Origin of the sequence: Arcobacter siniprincipis (SeqCode) (assembly GCF_048571125.1) — a bacterium.
Classification (GTDB): Bacteria; Campylobacterota; Campylobacteria; order Campylobacterales; family Arcobacteraceae; genus Arcobacter; species Arcobacter siniprincipis.
In genome coordinates, this window is sequence record NZ_CP182343.1 from 921,227 (window position 1) to 938,597 (window position 17,371).

At 28.2% G+C, this 17,371-nt stretch carries 21 protein-coding genes; 11 read left to right on the forward strand and 10 right to left on the reverse strand.

All coding sequences use genetic code 11. The features are described 5' to 3' along the window. Window positions 1-49: 49 nt before the first annotated feature. A complete protein-coding gene (gene argH / locus ACNI3D_RS04640; RefSeq protein WP_419768416.1) occupies window positions 50-1,432 on the forward strand; it encodes an argininosuccinate lyase in 1,383 nt (460 codons plus the stop codon). A 22-nt stretch (window positions 1,433-1,454) separates the two neighbouring features. Here the strand turns inward: argH and ACNI3D_RS04645 are convergent, their stop codons facing one another. After that, window positions 1,455-2,357, reverse strand: coding sequence for a chemotaxis protein CheV (locus ACNI3D_RS04645; protein WP_375723074.1), 903 nt, complete (start codon window positions 2,355-2,357; stop codon window positions 1,455-1,457). Window positions 2,358-2,421: 64 nt separating this feature from the next. Next, entirely contained in the window at window positions 2,422-3,066 is a 645-nt protein-coding gene (locus ACNI3D_RS04650; protein ID WP_375723075.1) for a ThiF family adenylyltransferase, read from the reverse strand. A gap of 91 nt (window positions 3,067-3,157) precedes the next feature. Here ACNI3D_RS04650 and greA point away from each other — a divergent pair, with 91 nt between their 5' ends. Genes greA through uvrB form a run of 4 tightly spaced genes read left to right on the forward strand, consistent with a single transcriptional unit; the run spans window position 3,158 to window position 6,903 of the window. After that, on the forward strand, window positions 3,158-3,643 hold the full coding sequence (gene greA / locus ACNI3D_RS04655; RefSeq protein WP_375723076.1) for a transcription elongation factor GreA: 486 nt from the start codon (window positions 3,158-3,160) through the stop codon (window positions 3,641-3,643). Between the two features lie 30 nt (window positions 3,644-3,673). Next, window positions 3,674-4,375, forward strand: coding sequence for a UDP-2,3-diacylglucosamine diphosphatase (locus tag ACNI3D_RS04660; RefSeq protein ID WP_419768417.1), 702 nt, complete (start codon window positions 3,674-3,676; stop codon window positions 4,373-4,375). Further along, window positions 4,372-4,926: a hypothetical protein gene (locus ACNI3D_RS04665; protein WP_375723078.1), complete on the forward strand. Its 555-nt coding sequence runs from the start codon at window positions 4,372-4,374 to the stop codon at window positions 4,924-4,926. Before ACNI3D_RS04660 ends, ACNI3D_RS04665 begins: the two co-directional genes overlap by 4 nt. 3 nt (window positions 4,927-4,929) lie before the next feature. Beyond that, on the forward strand, window positions 4,930-6,903 hold the full coding sequence (gene uvrB / locus ACNI3D_RS04670) for an excinuclease ABC subunit UvrB (protein ID WP_419768980.1): 1,974 nt from the start codon (window positions 4,930-4,932) through the stop codon (window positions 6,901-6,903). A 276-nt stretch (window positions 6,904-7,179) separates the two neighbouring features. Here uvrB and ACNI3D_RS04675 read toward each other — a convergent pair whose 3' ends face one another. Beyond that, on the reverse strand, window positions 7,180-7,503 hold the full coding sequence (locus ACNI3D_RS04675; protein WP_419768418.1) for a type II toxin-antitoxin system RelE/ParE family toxin: 324 nt from the start codon (window positions 7,501-7,503) through the stop codon (window positions 7,180-7,182). Further along, entirely contained in the window at window positions 7,504-7,776 is a 273-nt protein-coding gene (locus tag ACNI3D_RS04680) for a type II toxin-antitoxin system Phd/YefM family antitoxin (RefSeq protein WP_419768419.1), read from the reverse strand. 113 nt (window positions 7,777-7,889) lie between these two features. Between ACNI3D_RS04680 and nth the strand changes: the two genes are divergently transcribed. Next, a complete protein-coding gene (gene nth, locus ACNI3D_RS04685) occupies window positions 7,890-8,534 on the forward strand; it encodes an endonuclease III (RefSeq protein WP_419768420.1) in 645 nt (214 codons plus the stop codon). A gap of 10 nt (window positions 8,535-8,544) precedes the next feature. On the opposite strand, the gene ACNI3D_RS04690 is transcribed toward nth, so the two are convergent. Both ACNI3D_RS04690 and ACNI3D_RS04695 read right to left on the reverse strand, forming a co-directional pair. Further along, on the reverse strand, window positions 8,545-8,946 hold the full coding sequence (locus ACNI3D_RS04690) for a hypothetical protein (protein WP_419768421.1): 402 nt from the start codon (window positions 8,944-8,946) through the stop codon (window positions 8,545-8,547). A gap of 9 nt (window positions 8,947-8,955) precedes the next feature. Then, the gene (locus ACNI3D_RS04695) at window positions 8,956-9,201 is read right to left on the reverse strand and encodes a hypothetical protein (protein ID WP_419768422.1); all 246 of its coding nucleotides are present in this window, start codon (window positions 9,199-9,201) and stop codon (window positions 8,956-8,958) included. 143 nt (window positions 9,202-9,344) lie between these two features. Here ACNI3D_RS04695 and ACNI3D_RS04700 point away from each other — a divergent pair, with 143 nt between their 5' ends. Next, window positions 9,345-11,318: a TonB-dependent receptor gene (locus ACNI3D_RS04700; RefSeq protein WP_419768423.1), complete on the forward strand. Its 1,974-nt coding sequence runs from the start codon at window positions 9,345-9,347 to the stop codon at window positions 11,316-11,318. Window positions 11,319-11,344: 26 nt separating this feature from the next. On the opposite strand, the gene ACNI3D_RS04705 is transcribed toward ACNI3D_RS04700, so the two are convergent. Then, on the reverse strand, window positions 11,345-12,574 hold the full coding sequence (locus ACNI3D_RS04705) for an HD domain-containing protein (RefSeq protein ID WP_129100208.1): 1,230 nt from the start codon (window positions 12,572-12,574) through the stop codon (window positions 11,345-11,347). A 247-nt stretch (window positions 12,575-12,821) separates the two neighbouring features. Between ACNI3D_RS04705 and ACNI3D_RS04710 the strand changes: the two genes are divergently transcribed. Continuing rightward, the gene (locus ACNI3D_RS04710; protein ID WP_129100209.1) at window positions 12,822-13,802 is read left to right on the forward strand and encodes a DUF2156 domain-containing protein; all 981 of its coding nucleotides are present in this window, start codon (window positions 12,822-12,824) and stop codon (window positions 13,800-13,802) included. Beyond that, complete coding sequence (locus ACNI3D_RS04715; RefSeq protein WP_129100210.1) at window positions 13,799-14,221, forward strand: GNAT family N-acetyltransferase; 423 nt, start codon at window positions 13,799-13,801, stop codon at window positions 14,219-14,221. The genes ACNI3D_RS04710 and ACNI3D_RS04715 overlap by 4 nt, the downstream gene beginning before the upstream one ends. An 11-nt stretch (window positions 14,222-14,232) precedes the next feature. Here the strand turns inward: ACNI3D_RS04715 and rpiB are convergent, their stop codons facing one another. The 3 genes from rpiB to folD are packed head-to-tail and all read right to left on the reverse strand — an operon-like array spanning window position 14,233 to window position 16,328. Continuing rightward, window positions 14,233-14,682: a ribose 5-phosphate isomerase B gene (rpiB, locus tag ACNI3D_RS04720; RefSeq protein WP_419768424.1), complete on the reverse strand. Its 450-nt coding sequence runs from the start codon at window positions 14,680-14,682 to the stop codon at window positions 14,233-14,235. Beyond that, window positions 14,682-15,467 (reverse strand): signal peptidase I, encoded by a 786-nt coding sequence (gene lepB / locus ACNI3D_RS04725; RefSeq protein WP_419768425.1) that lies wholly within the window; start codon window positions 15,465-15,467, stop codon window positions 14,682-14,684. Before lepB ends, rpiB begins: the two co-directional genes overlap by 1 nt. After that, complete coding sequence (folD, locus tag ACNI3D_RS04730; protein ID WP_419768426.1) at window positions 15,468-16,328, reverse strand: bifunctional methylenetetrahydrofolate dehydrogenase/methenyltetrahydrofolate cyclohydrolase FolD; 861 nt, start codon at window positions 16,326-16,328, stop codon at window positions 15,468-15,470. A gap of 70 nt (window positions 16,329-16,398) precedes the next feature. Here folD and ACNI3D_RS04735 point away from each other — a divergent pair, with 70 nt between their 5' ends. After that, window positions 16,399-16,761, forward strand: a complete 363-nt coding sequence (locus ACNI3D_RS04735) for a hypothetical protein (protein ID WP_419768427.1) — start codon at window positions 16,399-16,401, stop codon at window positions 16,759-16,761. Between the two features lie 73 nt (window positions 16,762-16,834). After that, window positions 16,835-17,371 (forward strand): 50S ribosomal protein L25/general stress protein Ctc, encoded by a 537-nt coding sequence (locus ACNI3D_RS04740; protein ID WP_129100214.1) that lies wholly within the window; start codon window positions 16,835-16,837, stop codon window positions 17,369-17,371.

Genomic DNA, 17,371 nt, shown 5'->3' on the forward strand with positions numbered 1-17,371 from the left:
TTTTGCTATAATGCAAAAAATTTATGGCAGATTATAAAGGATAGATTTAATGGCAAATGACCAAATTTTAAAAAATACAAATGCAAAGCTTTTAGATGAATTTAATGCTTCAGTCATGTTTGATAAAGAGTTATATGCTCAAGACATAAAAGGTTCAATTGCTCACTCCCAAATGTTATGTGAACAAGGAATCTTGACAAAAAAAGACCAAGAAGATATTGAAAACGGGCTACTTCAAGTAAAAGAAGAGATAGAATCAGGAAAGTTTGAATTTAAAATAGAACATGAAGATATTCATATGGCAGTTGAGAGTAGGCTAACTGAGATTATTGGGGAAGCTGGAAAAAGATTGCACACAGCAAGAAGTAGAAATGATCAAGTTGCTACTGACTTTAGATTGTATGTTCAAGATAAAAACTTATCAATTAAATCACAGTTAAAAGAGCTTGTAAATACTTTTGTAGAAGTTGCTAAAAAGCACACTGAGACTTTAATTCCTGGTATGACTCACTTACAACATGCTCAACCAATTAACTTTGGATATCATTTATTAGCTTATGCAAATATGTTTAAAAGAGATTTTGAAAGATTTGAAAGCTCATATGAGAGAAATAATTACTGTCCTTTAGGAAGTGCAGCACTTGCTGGAACTCCACATAATATAAATAGATTTTCTACTTCTGAGAAACTAGGATTTAACTCTCCAACAATAAGTGCTCTTGATACAGTTTCTGATAGAGACTTTGCTTTAGAAATTTTATTTAATATAAGTACAGCAATGATGCATATAAGCAGAATATCTGAAGAGTTAGTTACTTGGTCATCTTATGAGTTCCAATTTGTAAGAATGAGTGATGAGTATGCAACAACATCTTCAATCATGCCACAAAAGAAAAATCCTGATGTTCCTGAATTATTAAGAGGAAAAACTGGAAGAGTTTATGGAAATCTAGTTTCATTGTTCACAGTTATGAAAGGTTTACCACTAGCTTATAATAAAGATACACAAGAAGATAAAGAGGGAGTTTTTGATTCTGTTAAGACTATTGAAATCTCTATTTCTATTTTAAATGAAGTTATAAAAACTATGATAGTAAATGTAGAGAAAATGGCAAATGCTTGTAAAATAGGACATTTAAGTGCTACTGATTTAGCTGATTATTTAGTTCAAAAACAAGCTATGCCTTTTAGAACTGCTTATTATATTACTAAAGATGTGGTGGCGGTTGCAAATTCTTTAAATAAAGATATTAGTGAATTAAGCCTTGAAGAAATTAGATCTGCTAATGATGAGGTAAAAAATATTGATGAAGAGATTTTGATGTATTTAGATTTAAAAGCTTCTATGAATGCAAGAACATCTTTTGGTGGAACATCTACTAAAAATACAAAAGAGCAAATCGAGATATTTGAGAAGTGGTTAAAAAATTAGATGATTTAAAATCATCTAATTTTTAGTTTAGGAATTCTCTAGATGTAGAGTATAGTGCTTGGATATCAGTTTTACCAATAAAGCCATCAACACCAATTTGTTTCATTTTATTTTTAACAGCATCTGTTGTCATAGATGAGTTTACAATAACAGGGATATTAGCATATTTATTACTTGATTTTATAAATTGTGCAACTTGGAATCCATCAGTTTCTGGCATTTCAATATCAGTAATTACTAAACCAACTTCTTCTGGGTTAATTTCTCTAATTCTATCTAATAAATCTGCACCATTATTATAAATTTCATATTTCAAATTTGCTTTTTTGAAAAATTTTCTTAAAACTTCTCTTGCTACATTTGAATCTTCCGCTGCTAAAACAACCTTTTTAGTAGTAAATGGAGCTTCAATATATTTATTCATAACATCATCGCCATCATTTACCCAACCAAGGTCTTTTAATAATTGCTCTGCATTAAATACTGTACATAATTCATCTTTATCATGTACTTTCACATATGTTGTATATGTGATTTTTGAATTTGTTTCTTCTGAATGTCTTAATTCATCAGTAGTTTTTTCAACTATATCAAGCATGTCTTTAATTAAAAAACCAACTTTTTTATGGTTGAATTCGCAGTAAATTATTAATTTATAATCAGCTAATTCAAGTGTTTTATTACCTAACCAAGCGTCAAGTTTTATTAAAGTAACTGGTTCCCCTCTAATAGTTGCAATACCTGCTATGATGTCAGTATCAGATGGAGTATCATTTATTGTTACTTCTTCAGTTATTACAAAAGCTTTTACTTTGGCAATATTAATTGCATAAATATTATTTTTACCAGTATAAAATACAGCTAATTGTTGCACATTTCTAAGATGCCCTTGAGTCATTTGCTCAACACTATTCATACCACTCATGTATTCCCTTTTTTGCAAATATTCTTATTATATTAATTTTTTTCTTATAGTTTATTGATTTTTTCTAATTAGCAATTATTTTTTGAATTGTAACAGAAGACATCATTAAACCAAAAGAACCAGTAACACCCTCAAAGCTGCCTTTTTCAATGCAATTTGGATTTTCACCTGAAAAGATTACTTTGAACTTCTTTTTAAAGCCTCTTTTTTTTAATTCATATCTGATTTTTCTAATAAATGGATCATTGTACGTATCCCAAATTGAAATATATTCAATCTTAGATGGATCGATTCTTTTTGCACTACCACTTGTACTTATAAGTTTATCGTAATATTTTTGAATTAGTCGAACTTTTGGTTTAATATCATCAATTGCATCCAAAATATACTCATATGAAGAAAAGTCAAATTCATCAACCCAAGATTCTGTAATTTTTTCATGTATGATTTGCACATTTGGGTACTTTTCTTTTAAAGCTTCAACTTTTACTCTTCCAATATTGCCTTCACTACCCATTTGTCTATTTAAATTTGATTCTTCATAAGTATCAAAATCTACTATAGTTATATTTGTTATTCCTGTTCTATAAAGTGAATCTAGCGCAAATGAACCAACTCCACCTACACCTAAAAGTATTATTTTTGTATTTTGAAACTTATCAAAATTATTATCTCCAAAAAGTTTTAGAGTTCTATCGTATTTTGACATACTACATCTTCTTTCGTAAATTTATTTTTTATTTTTTATTTTTTGGGTATTATAGCAGATTAAAATAGAAAATATATTTATGGAGAGGTTGATGGAAAAAGAACCAATGACAAATGTGGGGTATAAAAAAATTACAGGGGAATTGGATTTTTTAAAAAGTACTGAGCGTCCTGAAACTGTTATTGCCCTTGAAGAAGCAAGACAATTAGGGGATTTAAAAGAAAATGCTGAATATCATGCTGCAAAAGAAAAATTAAAATTAATAGATGTACAAATTGCAGAACTAGGTGCAGTATTAAGCAAAGCTGTAATTATTGATCCTACTTCTTTACCTCACGATAGAGTTTCATTTGGTTCAACTGTAAAATTAGTAAACACAGATACTGATGAAGAGTATGAGTACTCAATTGTAGGTGGTGTTGAATCTAATGCTGAAAAAGGAATGATTTCATTTAATTCACCTTTAGCTAAACAACTAATGGGAAAAGAAGAGGGTGATGAATTTAGTGCAACCTTACCAGGTGGAGTAAAAACTTTTGAAGTCTTGGAAGTATTTTACAAAGAACTTGAACTATAATGTTTAAATTAAACTTCTCATATTTTGCTTATGTTTCCTAGTATAAAAGAAAACGCTATTTTCATTGCAGACTCTCACTTCAATGAAAAAAGGTCTCAACTTTTAACTTTTTTTAAAAAATTAAAATCAAAAGAGATAGAGACTGAACAGTTATTTTTGATGGGTGATATGTTTGATTTTATCTCAGGAGAGAGTAAATATTTTATAAAAAGAAATAAAAAAGTAATCTCTTTAATAAATAAGTTATCACAAGATATTGAAATGATATATTTAGAAGGTAATCATGACTACAATTTGAAAAATTTATTCCCAAATGTAAAAATATACACAAGAGAATCACAGCCTATTTTTATGAATTATCAAAATCAAGAGGTAGCTTTAAGTCATGGTGATATATTCGTAAATGATAAATTTTATGATGCTTATTGTAAATTTATTAGAAATCATATATTTTTACTTTTTATGAATGCAATTGATTTTAAAAATTTTATCTCTAAAAAGATATATTATGGTCTTTTAGGGAAGAATATTTGTCATAATATTAAAAGTTTTAAAGATATTGTTTCAAAAAGAGTTAAGCACTATGATGCAAAAATAATCATTGAAGGACATTTTCATCAAGGAAAAGAGTATATTATCGATGAAAAAAGATATAAAAACATACAATCTTTAACTTGTAGTAACGAATATGTAGTTTTAGTGAATAATGAATTTATAGGAAAAAGTTTATGAGTAATCTGACTTTTGTATTAATTGTTTTTTTAATTTTGATAGTTGTATTTTTATTGACTCTATTTTTTTATAAAGTTAAAAAGATAAAAAGAGTTATAGGTTCATACCATAAAGAAGATACAAAAAAATATATTAATACAAGACTTATAACTCTACCTTCATCATTTGAATCTTTGAGTAATAATACTTTGAGGGAAGAATCAAAAGAATTATTTGAAATTTTCAAATTACTAGATTATAAAAATAAACATGAGGAATATGAAAAAAAATCTTGGCACTCTTGGCAAATGAGTTTTTTAGTTGCTATGTACAAAAGAGATTTGGAACTTTTTTTACCAACATGTAATGATGTTTTTCATGAAGAAATACTAAAAGATAGTTTAGAAAATCTTCAAATATCACTAAAACAAATAATGGCAAAATATAAAAAAGAAGTACGAGTAGATAAATCAAAAGATATCTTATCCAAACACCTAATTTGGGAAGGTAAAGAAGTAGAAAGATTGATGTATTATTTGTACAAATATAAAAACACTAGTAAGGAAGGATAAGTTATAGCAGAGTTTAAAGTTGAAAGTAAATATAGCCCAGCTGGAGATCAACCCCTAGCAATAGAAAAATTAAGTGAATCAATACTTGCAGGTAATCAATATAATACGCTACTTGGAGTAACAGGTTCAGGTAAAACTTATACTATGGCAAAAGTTATTGAGAAAACTCAAAAACCAACTCTTATTATGACTCATAATAAAACTTTGGCGGCCCAACTATATAGTGAATTTAAATCTTTCTTTCCTAACAATCATGTGGAATATTTTATCTCTTATTACGATTACTATCAACCAGAAGCTTATATTCCAAGAAGTGATTTGTTTATAGAAAAAGACAGTTCTATAAACTCAGAACTTGAAAGAATGAGATTAAGTGCAACAGCTTCTTTACTCTCTTTTGATGATGTTATTGTAGTAGCTTCTGTCTCTGCAAACTATGGTTTAGGAAATCCAGCTGAATATAAATCTATGGTGCAAAAACTCTCCGTAGGGTTTGAATACTCACAGCGCACACTTTTAATGAAACTTGTTGATATGGGTTATAAAAGAAATGATAAGTTTTTTGACCGTGCAGATTTTAGAGTAAATGGAGATGTTATTGATGTATTTCCTGCTTATTGGCAAGATGAGTTTATTCGTGTAGAGTTTTTTGCAGATGAAGTTGAAGCAATTTCTATTCATGAATACATGACTAATGTCAAACAAAAAGATGTACAAGATGTAACAATTTATTCAGTAAATCCTTTTGTTGTAAATAGTGAAAACCTAGCAACTGCAGTAAAAAAAATAGAAGAAGAGTTAGAAGAGAGATTAGCCTTTTTAAAGGCTGAAGATAGGCTTGTAGAGTATCAAAGACTAAAACAGCGAGTAGAGTTTGATTTAGAGATGATTGAAGGTACTGGTATGTGTAAAGGAATAGAGAACTATGCTCGGCATTTGACAGGATTGGAGCCTGGAGAAACACCTTACTCTATGATGGATTATTTTGAACAAATAGGAAAAGACTTTTTACTCATCGTTGATGAATCTCATGTATCCTTACCTCAGTTTAGAGGAATGCACGCAGCAGATAGGAGTAGAAAAGAAGTTCTTGTTGAGTATGGATTTCGATTACCAAGCGCTTTGGATAACCGTCCTTTAATGTTTGATGAGTTTATCAAAAAAGCACCACATTATCTGTTTGTAAGTGCAACTCCAAATGAATTAGAAACTTCAATGAGTTCAGTTGTAGCTGAGCAAATTATTAGACCAACTGGATTGTTAGACCCAACTATTGAGATTATGGATAGTGAATTTCAAGTTGAAAAACTTCATGATGAAATCAAAAAAGTTGCTGCAAAAAATGAGCGGGTTTTAGTTACTGTTTTAACTAAAAAAATGGCAGAAGAACTAACAGCATATTATTTAGACCTAGGTATTAGAGTAAAATATATGCATAGTGAGATAGATACTTTAGAGCGAGTAGAAATCATTCGGCAATTGAGATTGGGTGAATTTGATGTTTTAGTTGGAATCAATCTTTTAAGAGAAGGTTTAGATATTCCAGAAACTTCTTTGGTGGCTATTTTAGATGCGGATAAAGAAGGATTTTTAAGAAGTAAAACTTCTCTTATCCAAACTATGGGAAGAGGGGCACGAAATCAAAATGGACGTGTTATTTTATTTGCCAAAAGAGTAACTGATTCTATGCAGTTTGCTATAGATGTTACAAACAAAAGAAGAGAAGTTCAAGAAGCCCACAATAAAAAACATGGTATTACTCCAACTACTACTTCAAGAGTATTAGAAGATAACTTAAAACTTGAAGAATATGATGCTGTAGCATTGAAGTTAGATAAGCTAAATAAAATGCCAGCTGCTGAGAGAAAGAAGATGTTAATAGAGCTTAATAAAGCGATGACGAAAGCTTCGAAGGACTTGAACTTCGAAGAAGCGATAAGACTGCGAGATGAAATAGAAAAAATCAAAAAATTATAGATATAAAGTATCATCTTTTTCAAAATCTCTGCGTTGAAGTTTGAATTTTAGTCGTCACGTACTTTAGTACGCTCCTCATAAAATTTAAACTTTGCCTTGACCTTTTAAAAAATCTAATACTTTCTATCTATAATTAGAGATTAGCATTAAATCAAGAAAAATGATTGAAATAATTAATTTTTTCCGGAAGATTACAATTTCTATAGAAAAACAAGTCAACTTATTAAATAACTAGACTAAAAATTTTACTGATATATTTCTGCTTTACAAAATAAACTATCCCATCAACCTCTGAAATAAAATATCCTCTAAATTTTGTCTTGAATCAACTACTAATAAAATATAAACTGTTTGATTTTCTATTTTATAAATGATTCGCCATCGTTTGTGAATCATTTCTCTGTATTTTGAAATACCGATTTCATTGAGTTCTGGTACTATTCTGTTTCTTTCAGGAAAATAATAGAGCTTAGCACACTCTTCTTTTATTTCAAAGAATACTTTTTTTGCTATATTTACACTATCTGTTTTGATATATTCTATTATATTTAAAAGGTCGTTTTGGGCGATTTTTGTCCATTGTACTTCGTAGTTTTTCATTTAGTTGAATAGTTTATTTTCTAAATTATCGAACATTTCATCTTGGTTTATTAAGTTTTTGTTTTCTATGTCTTTTTCACTTAGAATTATTAGTTTCAATAAGTTAATTGAATTTTGCATATTTTCATAGCTTTTTATATCTTGTACTACAGCTTTCGCTTCGCCATTTTGCGTAATTATTATAGTTCTTTTATTTTCATTGACGCTATTGATTACATCAGCTGTTTTAGATTTTAGAAAACTTATTGGTTTTATATCTTGGCTTAAATACATGATATTCCTTTTTATATCTTAAATTGTACTAAATTTAGATTTAATTTGGTATTAAGAATATATATTATTTAGATTTTAATCCAATATTTAAAATAATACACTAAAATCTCATCATGAAAAAAGCAACTAAAAAAGATATTGAGATAATAAAAGAAGCCTTTGTTGAGAAATACTCTGATGCCGTTACAGAACTTAGTTATAAAAATGATTTTGAACTACTTATTGCAATCATACTATCGGCTCAATGTACGGATAAGAGGGTAAATATCATTACTCCTGCTTTGTTTGAGAAGTATCCTACTGCTTTTGATTTGGCTGAAGCAAGTTTAGAAGATGTGAAAAAATTGTTAAACTCATGTTCTTTTTTTAATAATAAGTCACAAAATATCATCAAGATGGCTCGAAGTGTGATTGAAAATCATGGTGGAGATATTCCCCATGATACAAAAGCCTTGATGAAATTAGCAGGAGTTGGAAACAAAACTGCAAATGTCTTTATGATAGAAGCAGAGGGTGCAAACTTGATGGCTGTTGATACTCATGTATTTAGAGTATCTCATAGATTGGGTTTAAGTGATGGAAAAACTGTTGAGCAAACAGAAGAGCATTTGGTAAAAAAACTAAAAGGTGATTTACATATTTTCCATCAAGCGATGGTTTTATTTGGGAGATATACTTGTAAAGCAGTAAAACCTGAGTGTGATAATTGTTTATTTCCTCATGTTTGCAAAACAAAACAATCTTTTAAGCCTGCTTAGACTTAAGAGACTATTGTTCTTTACACTCTTCAGTCCATTTATCAAAAATATATTCATCTTGGATTTTATTGATATTTACATTATTTGCTACACATAAATACTCTTTACCATTATTTTTAATTATATAGGTGAATTTATATATATAATGATCTTTTGAAGAGACAACTTTATTATTTAAAAGCTCGCTGGAGAGTTTTAATATTTCTATATTTTTTTCTTGTTTATACTTTTCTTTAAAAGCATTTGGAAAAAAATTTTCTTGATTTTTCTGATACATTGTAAAAACTAATATAACAACTATAACTATAGAAGATAAAAGAATGATCTCTTTTTTCTCAAATTTATTATTTAGTTTATATATAATAATTCCTATTAAAATAATAACTAGTATAATTCCTAAAAATATTTGCATAAGGTTTTCCTATTTAATTTTATTTTGTAGATTCTTTTTATAATCATCTTTTAGACTTATTGTACTATTTATTGGTACATCTGAAGATATAATTTTTCTTTTAATTGGATGTTTAGGTACATATTTAAAAGGTTTTTTACTTAATTTATTTTCATTTACATTTATAGTAGTAATAAGTTCACTTTTTATACTTTGTAATATCGTTAAAACAGTATCTAAATTTTTGTCTTCAATTTCTAATGTAATCTTTGCCATATTTATTCCATAAATTTATTTTAGTATATCATATTTGTCTTGGCATTATTATTTCTTACTTATTAAATAAAAATTAAATTTAATTATTAACACAAAATTAACAGACATACATAATAATACATTATAAAAATAAGGAGAGAGTATTGAAAAAGTCTATATGTCTGTTAAGTATTGTTGCTTCAACAGTTTTATTAGGGAATGAAGTTGAAGTACCAACAGTAAATGTTGCTGAAAAGATAAATACAAAAGTAGTTAAAGATATAAGTGAAGATCAACTAAAATCAGCGGATTTAGCGGAAGCTTTAAGTAAAAATGTACCTTCAATATCAATTGTAAGAAGAAATGGGATTGCAAATGATATTATTTTGAGAGGACAAAAGAAAGATAATATCAATGTGTTAATAGATGATGCAAAGATATATGGAGCTTGTCCAAATAGAATGGATCCAGTAACATCACATATATTAACAAATAATGTAGAAAGTGTAGAAGTAATAGAAGGACCATATGATGTTGAGAACTTTGGAACATTAAGTGGGAAAGTTCAAGTACATACAAAAGAGCCAACAAAAGATTTACATGGAGAAGTTAATTTAAATGCTGGAAGCTTTAATTATAGAAAAGCAAGTGCAACTATAAGTGGTGGAACAGATAGATTTAAATTATTACTTTCAGCTTCAACTGAAAAAAGTGACCAATATGAAGATGGAAATGGTAATAATTTTTACGAACAGCAAGTTAAAAAGGGAGTTCCTTCTACAAAACTTTATAGAAACTCTGATCAAAAAGCATATACTAAAAAAACACTTTTATCTAAACTAATTTTTAATATAGATGATAGTTCAGAAGTAAAACTTTCATATACAGCAAATAGAAGTGATAATGTTTTATATCCAGCTGGTGGAATGGATGCCGATTATGATGATTCAAATATTTATACTATTGGATATACAAAAAGAGATTTAGGTAAGTATTCAAAAGAGCTAAATTTAGATTATTATTACTCAGATGTAGATCATCCTATGAGTACAAAATTAAGAAATTCTACTATGATGTATATGACAAGTCACATGAAAACATCAATTTGGGGAACAAAATTAAAAAACAGTATGGAACTTGCTGATTCAATTTTAACAGTTGGATTAGATACAAGTGTTAGAAACTGGAGAAGTGATAACTATCAAACATCACGTATGACAGGGAAAAAAACTTCAACTGCTGATTCTTTTCCATCAACTGATACTAAAAATAAAGCAATATTTGCAAAATTAGAAAAGGATTTTGGTAAATTAAATTTAGATTTTGGTTCAAGATATGACCATACAAATATTGAACCAGATGGTAATACAAAAAATGAAAGAAAATACAATGCACTAAGTGCAAATGTTTTTGCTGTATATAATCAAGATGAATCTACTAAATATTTTGCTGGAATTGGTAAATCTTCTAGAGTTCCAGATGCAAGAGAACTTTATTTTTCAGGAATGGGTTCAAAAGGAAATCAAGACTTAAAACAAACAAAAAACTATGAAGCTGATATTGGTTTTGAAAAAACAATAGGTAATTTCAATATTAAATCGAAACTTTTTTATTCTGTGTTAAAAGATTATATTTATAACAATTCTACAAGTAAAAAGTTTGAAAATGTTGATGCTAAAATTTATGGTGCAGAAATAAGCGGTTTTTATCTATTTGGTGACTCTTTTTCAGCAGATTATGGAATTGCTTATCAAAGAGGAAAAAAAGATGAAGCACTAGATGGTCAAACAAATAAAAACTTAGCAGAAATTCCTCCTTTAAAAGCTAATATAGCTTTAAACTATGAGTATTCAATTCATAAACTAACAGCAGAAATGGTAGCTGTTGATAACTGGAATAAAGTTGATAGTGATAATGGTGAACAGAAGTTAGGTGAATATGCTCTTTTTAACTTAAAATATAAAAATAGCATAAGCAAAAATTTTGAAATAACTTTAGGTGTTGATAATGTATTTGATAAAACTTATGCTTCAACAAATACTTATAAAGATATTTCATATACAGTTATAGGCGGAAATCAGATTACTTTTAATGATCCAGGAAGATATGGATATATTAATTTAAGATATAAATTCTAATAAAATAAAAGGAAGAGTTCTTCCTTTTATTCAAAGTCCATTCTAACTTGAGTTTGACCTGTTGTTCCAAATGCTAGGTCGATTTTTGTAGCTATTTCTTTAAAATCTACACCTTGAACAGTTTTAAGGGTTTTTATAATTTCTTTTTTACCATTTACTAACTCTTTTGATTTTATACCATGAGAAATTGATAAACTAGCCTCAATAAAAGCTGATAATTTATCGCATTGTTTTAAGGCTTTTCCATCTATTGCATTATATTTATCAACATTGTATGATGCTAAACTATCATTTACAATTTGTATACTATCTTCATTGATTTTGTCTAAAAATTCATCTTTTATGCCATCATATAAACCTAAAAGATATGAAAATTCTTCTTTAATTTTTTCAGGAACATTTGGCATGATATCATCTTCTATTTTTATGATTTCATATTCACTAATTATTTCGGATAAATCATCAACACAATATTTTACAGGAGAAATAATGTCTCTTGTTAATGCTTCTGGTAAATCATGGAAAAGTGCTGTATAAAAGTTATTTTGCAATCTTTTATCACAAGCATTCACATCAAGGGAATAAAAGTATCCAAATAATGCAACTATTAACATATGCCCTAAAACAGAAGTTTCAGGGATTCTAGGAGTTTGTGACCATCTTTTTTGAAATCTAAGTCTTCCACTTAAATCAACTATTTTAGAAAGTTTTTTATTAAGGGCAATTTTTCTAACCCCTATTAATTCATAATAATCTTCAAGTTCTTCTTCAACACTTTTTTTCACATCTTCTACATCATTTAAAAAAGCACTTGTTTGGTATACAATAGAAAATTCCCATTTTGTAGCAAGATATGAAGCTGCTTTATTTATAAATCTCTCTTTTTTGTACATCTCTGGATTTTCTAAATATTCTTGAAATTTTTTTAAAAAATTACCACCATCAATATCTTTTATAGAATCATGAAGTTTTTCTATAACCCAAGCATTTATCTCTTTTGATTTTTTTTGTAAGGCATTTCTAAATACATCAGGTCTGATATCTGTTACAACAACTCGTCGTAAAAATTCGAATATCCCAGCTTCTATTAGGTGTGTGTAATTTATATCATCTTCAAGTTTTGCAATAAAATATGCAATAATGAATTTATGAGCTTGTTTATCTAATTCTACTAATTCAACCATTCTAGGATAGTCATTCCATCTTTGAATTGAAGCTGAAGTAAAAATATAATCTATAATTTTGTGGTTAATCATCTTTTTTATCTTTCTTTTTTGAGTCATCAAAAAATATCATTTTTTTGCCTATAAGCATAAGTGTTGTTACTGTTCCAACTACTACATAAGCTACCCATGGTTCCTGCATTTTAGACTCTTTATTTTTGTTTTGATTATCCCATAATATTAATAAATAGGTACTTAGAAAAAACTTTTATAATTTTTGACGCAAAATGCAAAATTAGGTGTATAATTTTGAAAATTTACACAAGGAAAAAGAAAAATAATGTCAACTCTGACAGTAAGTAATTATACTTTAAAACACTTTGATTTAAATGCAAAAGATGAAATGACAAAATACTTAAAATTAATAAATGTAGATGTTAGTGATTATACTTTTGCAGGTAATTATATCTGGTTATCAACTGCAACTGGATTTTATGCAATTGTAAATGATACCTTTTGTTTGTTTATTTTAAGTTCTGGTGAGTTATCTATGCTTTTACCTCCAATTGGTAAAAAAAGTAAGACTTATGATGCAATGTTACAATGTTTTGAAATAATGAATGCTCACAATAGTAATAGAAATTATTCTAAAATTGAGTATGTACATGAAGAATTATTAGAAGGCTTTGTTGATTATTTGGAAGAGGGTACTTTAGTATATGAGATGCTAAAAGATTTTATTATTGAAAAAAAACTTGTTGATTATATTTATAAAGTAGAAGATCTAATAGAGTTAAAAGGTGATTCTTATAAATCAAAAAGAAATGAGATAAATAAATTTAAAAAGATTTATCCAGATCATAGAATTGAAATTTTAAACAAAGAAAAACATGGTGCAGCAGTATTAGCTTTATTTAATAAATGGGTAAAAGATAGAACAACTTATATGCCAAAAGAAGAAGTAGAAGTTTTTATGGATGGTATATATTTTGAAAGATTTGCTATAAAAAGATTAATAAATGATTATGATAATCTTGATATCATTGGACTTGTTATTTATATAAACGATGAAATAAAAGGTTTTACAGTAGGTGATCAAATAAATGAACAAACAGCAAGTGTAATTATCGAGAAAACTGATTTCGAAATACTTGGTTGTGCACAATTTATATTTAGGGAGTTCACAAAAATCTTAAAAGATAAATTTAATGTGGATTATATAAATGTGGGTGATGATATGGGATTTGAAAATTTAAAAAAAGTAAAAATGTCATATAGACCAAATAAATTAGTACCAAAGTACACTATTTACCAAAGATGAAAATAGAAATTGCAACAACTTCTGATATAAAAGAGCTTTTTTTTATAGAAGAAGAACTTTTTTTTGGAGATAGTGCTGCTTTAACTAAAGCAGCTTTTAACTATCATTTAAAAAGAAATATAGTTTATAAGTTAGTAGTTGAAGAAAAAATTGTAGCTTATATTTTATGGCTTAAAAGAAAAAATCATTATAGGCTATATTCTCTTGCTATTTTAAAAGATTTTCAAGGAAAAGGCTTAGGTAAGTTTTTATTGGAGTTTTCTTTAAACAATTTAGATAAAGATATCTTTGAACTTGAAGTGAGAGTTAGTAATTTACCAGCTATAAAATTATATGAAAAGTTTGGATTTGAAAAAGTAAAGATTTTAGAAAAATTTTATGATGATGAAGATGGAATGAAGATGAGACTAAAGAGATAACTCTTTAGTCTTTAAGCTCTACAGCTACCAAAAAGCTTGTTTATTTTTTCAACTCTACCTTCATGTCTTCCACCTTGGAAAGTCGCCTTATCCCAAGCCTCAATAATAGCTTCTACCATTCCTAATCCTGAAACTCTTTCCCCTAAGCAAATTACATTAGCATCATTGTGCTCTCTTGCCATTTGTGCAGAGTATGCATTATGACAAAGAGCTGCTCTAATACCATCAAACTTATTAGCAGACATGCTCATACCAATACCAGATCCACAAATTAATATACCTTTTGAACCCTCATTTGCTAAAACTTCTTTACAAACTTTAGCTGCGAAATCAGGATAATCAACTCTATCTTTATTATTTGGGCCTAAGTCAATTACTTCATGACCTTTTGCTTCAAAAAGCTCTTTTACATAAGCTTTAATATCAATACCAGCATGATCTGCACCAATAAAATATTTCATTAGTAAATTCCTTTTTCGTGATTGATTTTGATTTCTTTTCCTTCTATATCTTTTTCTATACTTCCAACTGTTCTAAAAACTCTATCCCATCTTACTTCTTTGTTTTTGTCCCAAGAAAAATAGATAAACCAAGGAGTTCCTACGATATATTTATATTTAACAGTTCCCCAAAATCTTGAGTCATTTGAGTGGTCTCTATTATCACCCATCATAAAATATTCATTTTTTGGAACTTTTATTGGAGACATGTTAAATAGTTGTTGAGGATTAAATCCATTATCTATAACACTTGGATCATTATGAATTCCTGGATGATCTTTTCTATATGGATTTTTTACCCAAAGCTTCCCATCAAATTGAGCAATTTGCGTTATTGGATAATTTTTCTTAACATATTCATTACCTTCATGTGGATGTAAATATAAAATTTTATCTTGTAGTGCAACGATATCTCCACCAACTGCAATACATCTTTTTACATAATGAACTGTCTCTTCATTTGGATATCTAAATACAACAATATCTCCACGTTTGGGACCATCACCTGTGATTAGATGTCCATTATCATGAAACTCTGGAAGTATTTTTACCTCTAACCAAGGAATTCTTGGAGTTGGAATACCATATGAAAATTTTTTTACAAAAAGCATATCACCAATAAGAAGCGTATTTTTCATACTACCACTTGGGATTACAAATGCTTGTGCAACAAAAAATATGATACATAAAACAATTACAATTGTACCAGTCCAAGAACTAGACCAGTTATATATTTTTTTTAACATTTATTTACTTTCTCTTTTATCTCTTAACTTTGCAGCTTTAAGAGTATTTTTTAATAACATTCCAATAGTCATAGGTCCAACTCCACCAGGAACTGGAGTGATAAACGAACATTTGTCTTTACAATCTTCAAAATCAGCATCACCTGTTAATTTACCAGTATCAAGTCTATTGATACCAACATCAATAACAACTGCACCATCTTTTATCATGTCAGCTTTTAATAGGTGTGGAACTCCAACCGCAATTACAACAATATCTGCTTCTTTTGTATGAGCTTTTAAATCTTTTGTTTTAGAATTACATACAGTAACAGTTGCTTTTGCATTTATTAAAAGTGATGCCATTGGTTTACCAACAATATCACTACTTCCAATAACAACTGCATTTTTACCACTAAGTTCTATTCCATATTCTTCAAACATTCTCATAACACCAAAAGGAGTTGCTGGTAAAAAAGCATCAAGATTAGAAACCATTTTCCCAACATTATAAGGATGAAATCCATCCACATCTTTTAAAGGATTTATTGCTTCTAAAATAGTTCTTGTATCAATGTGTTTAGGGAGTGGTAATTGAACCAAAATACCATCAAGTTTTGGGTTATTGTTCATATTTTCAATCAACGCTAATAACTCTTCTTGAGTAGTAGATTCATCTTTTGTATGAACCTCAGAATAAATACCTGCTGCTTCGCATGATTTATGTTTGCTATTTACATAAGTTGCACTTGCTGGATCACTACCAACTAATACAACTGCAAGTCCTGGAGTGATTTGCTCATTTTTTACAAACTCTGCTACTTCAACTCTAACTTCTTCTTTTATTTTTGCTGATAATGCTTTACCATCTAATATAACCATCTAGTTACCTTATAACTGTTTAATTTTAGCTTGCTATAATACCCAAAAACAATTTATACAAAGGTTAAGTTTGATAATACCCAAGCTTGCGATTATCTTTTTGTTTGTAAACATAAGTTTTGCGAAAGATATTATAAATAACTCTTTTATCACAGAATATGAATATGGTGCCATGTTATATGAAAACCCAAGGGGAATAGGATGCAATAAGTGCCATGGAAATGGTGATAAAGCTCTTGTAATCGCAAAATATAAAGATAAGAAGAATATGACAAAAACATTAATGGCTCCTGCAATTAAAAATGTTCCTTTTGAAGATTATGTTGATGTTTTAACAACAAAAAGAGGTAGTTCAAATATTATGCCTTCATATTTTTTAACTAATGATGAGATAAAATCAATTTATTTTTATGTAAGAAACTTTAAAAAATAGTTTGTAACTTAAAGAAAGTTTAAACAATACTTTTGTATAATCCCCAACTTTAAAATTAAAACAAGGAATTAAAATGTTAGAGGGTATCGTAAGAGATAGTATAACTAAGCAAAATGCTAAGCAACTTAAAAGAGATGGTTACATTTTAGCTAATATCTATGGAAAAGGTGTTGAGAATATCAATGCTGCATTTAAAAGAAATGATTTCATTAGATTTTTGAAAAATAAAACAACTGTTGCATTTGATGTAAAAGTTGGTGACACTGTTTGTAAAGTAGTTGTAAAAGAGTACCAAAAAGCACCTATTACTTCTGAATTATTACATGTAGACTTAATGATGGCTTTACCAGGTGTAAAATCTAATTATTTAGTACCTGTAACTGTTAATGGAACTCCAAAAGGTTTAAAAAATAAAGGTCTATTTGTTTTCCATAAAAAAAGAGTTGCAGTAAAATGTGCAATTGAAAATTTACCAGAAAATTTTCACATCGAAATCGCTGATTTAGATACTGGTGATAACGTTTTAGTAAGAAACCTTACTATGCCAGAAGGTGTAACTTGTTATTTAGACCCAAGAGTACCAATTGTTGGTGTAATTAAAGCTAAGTAG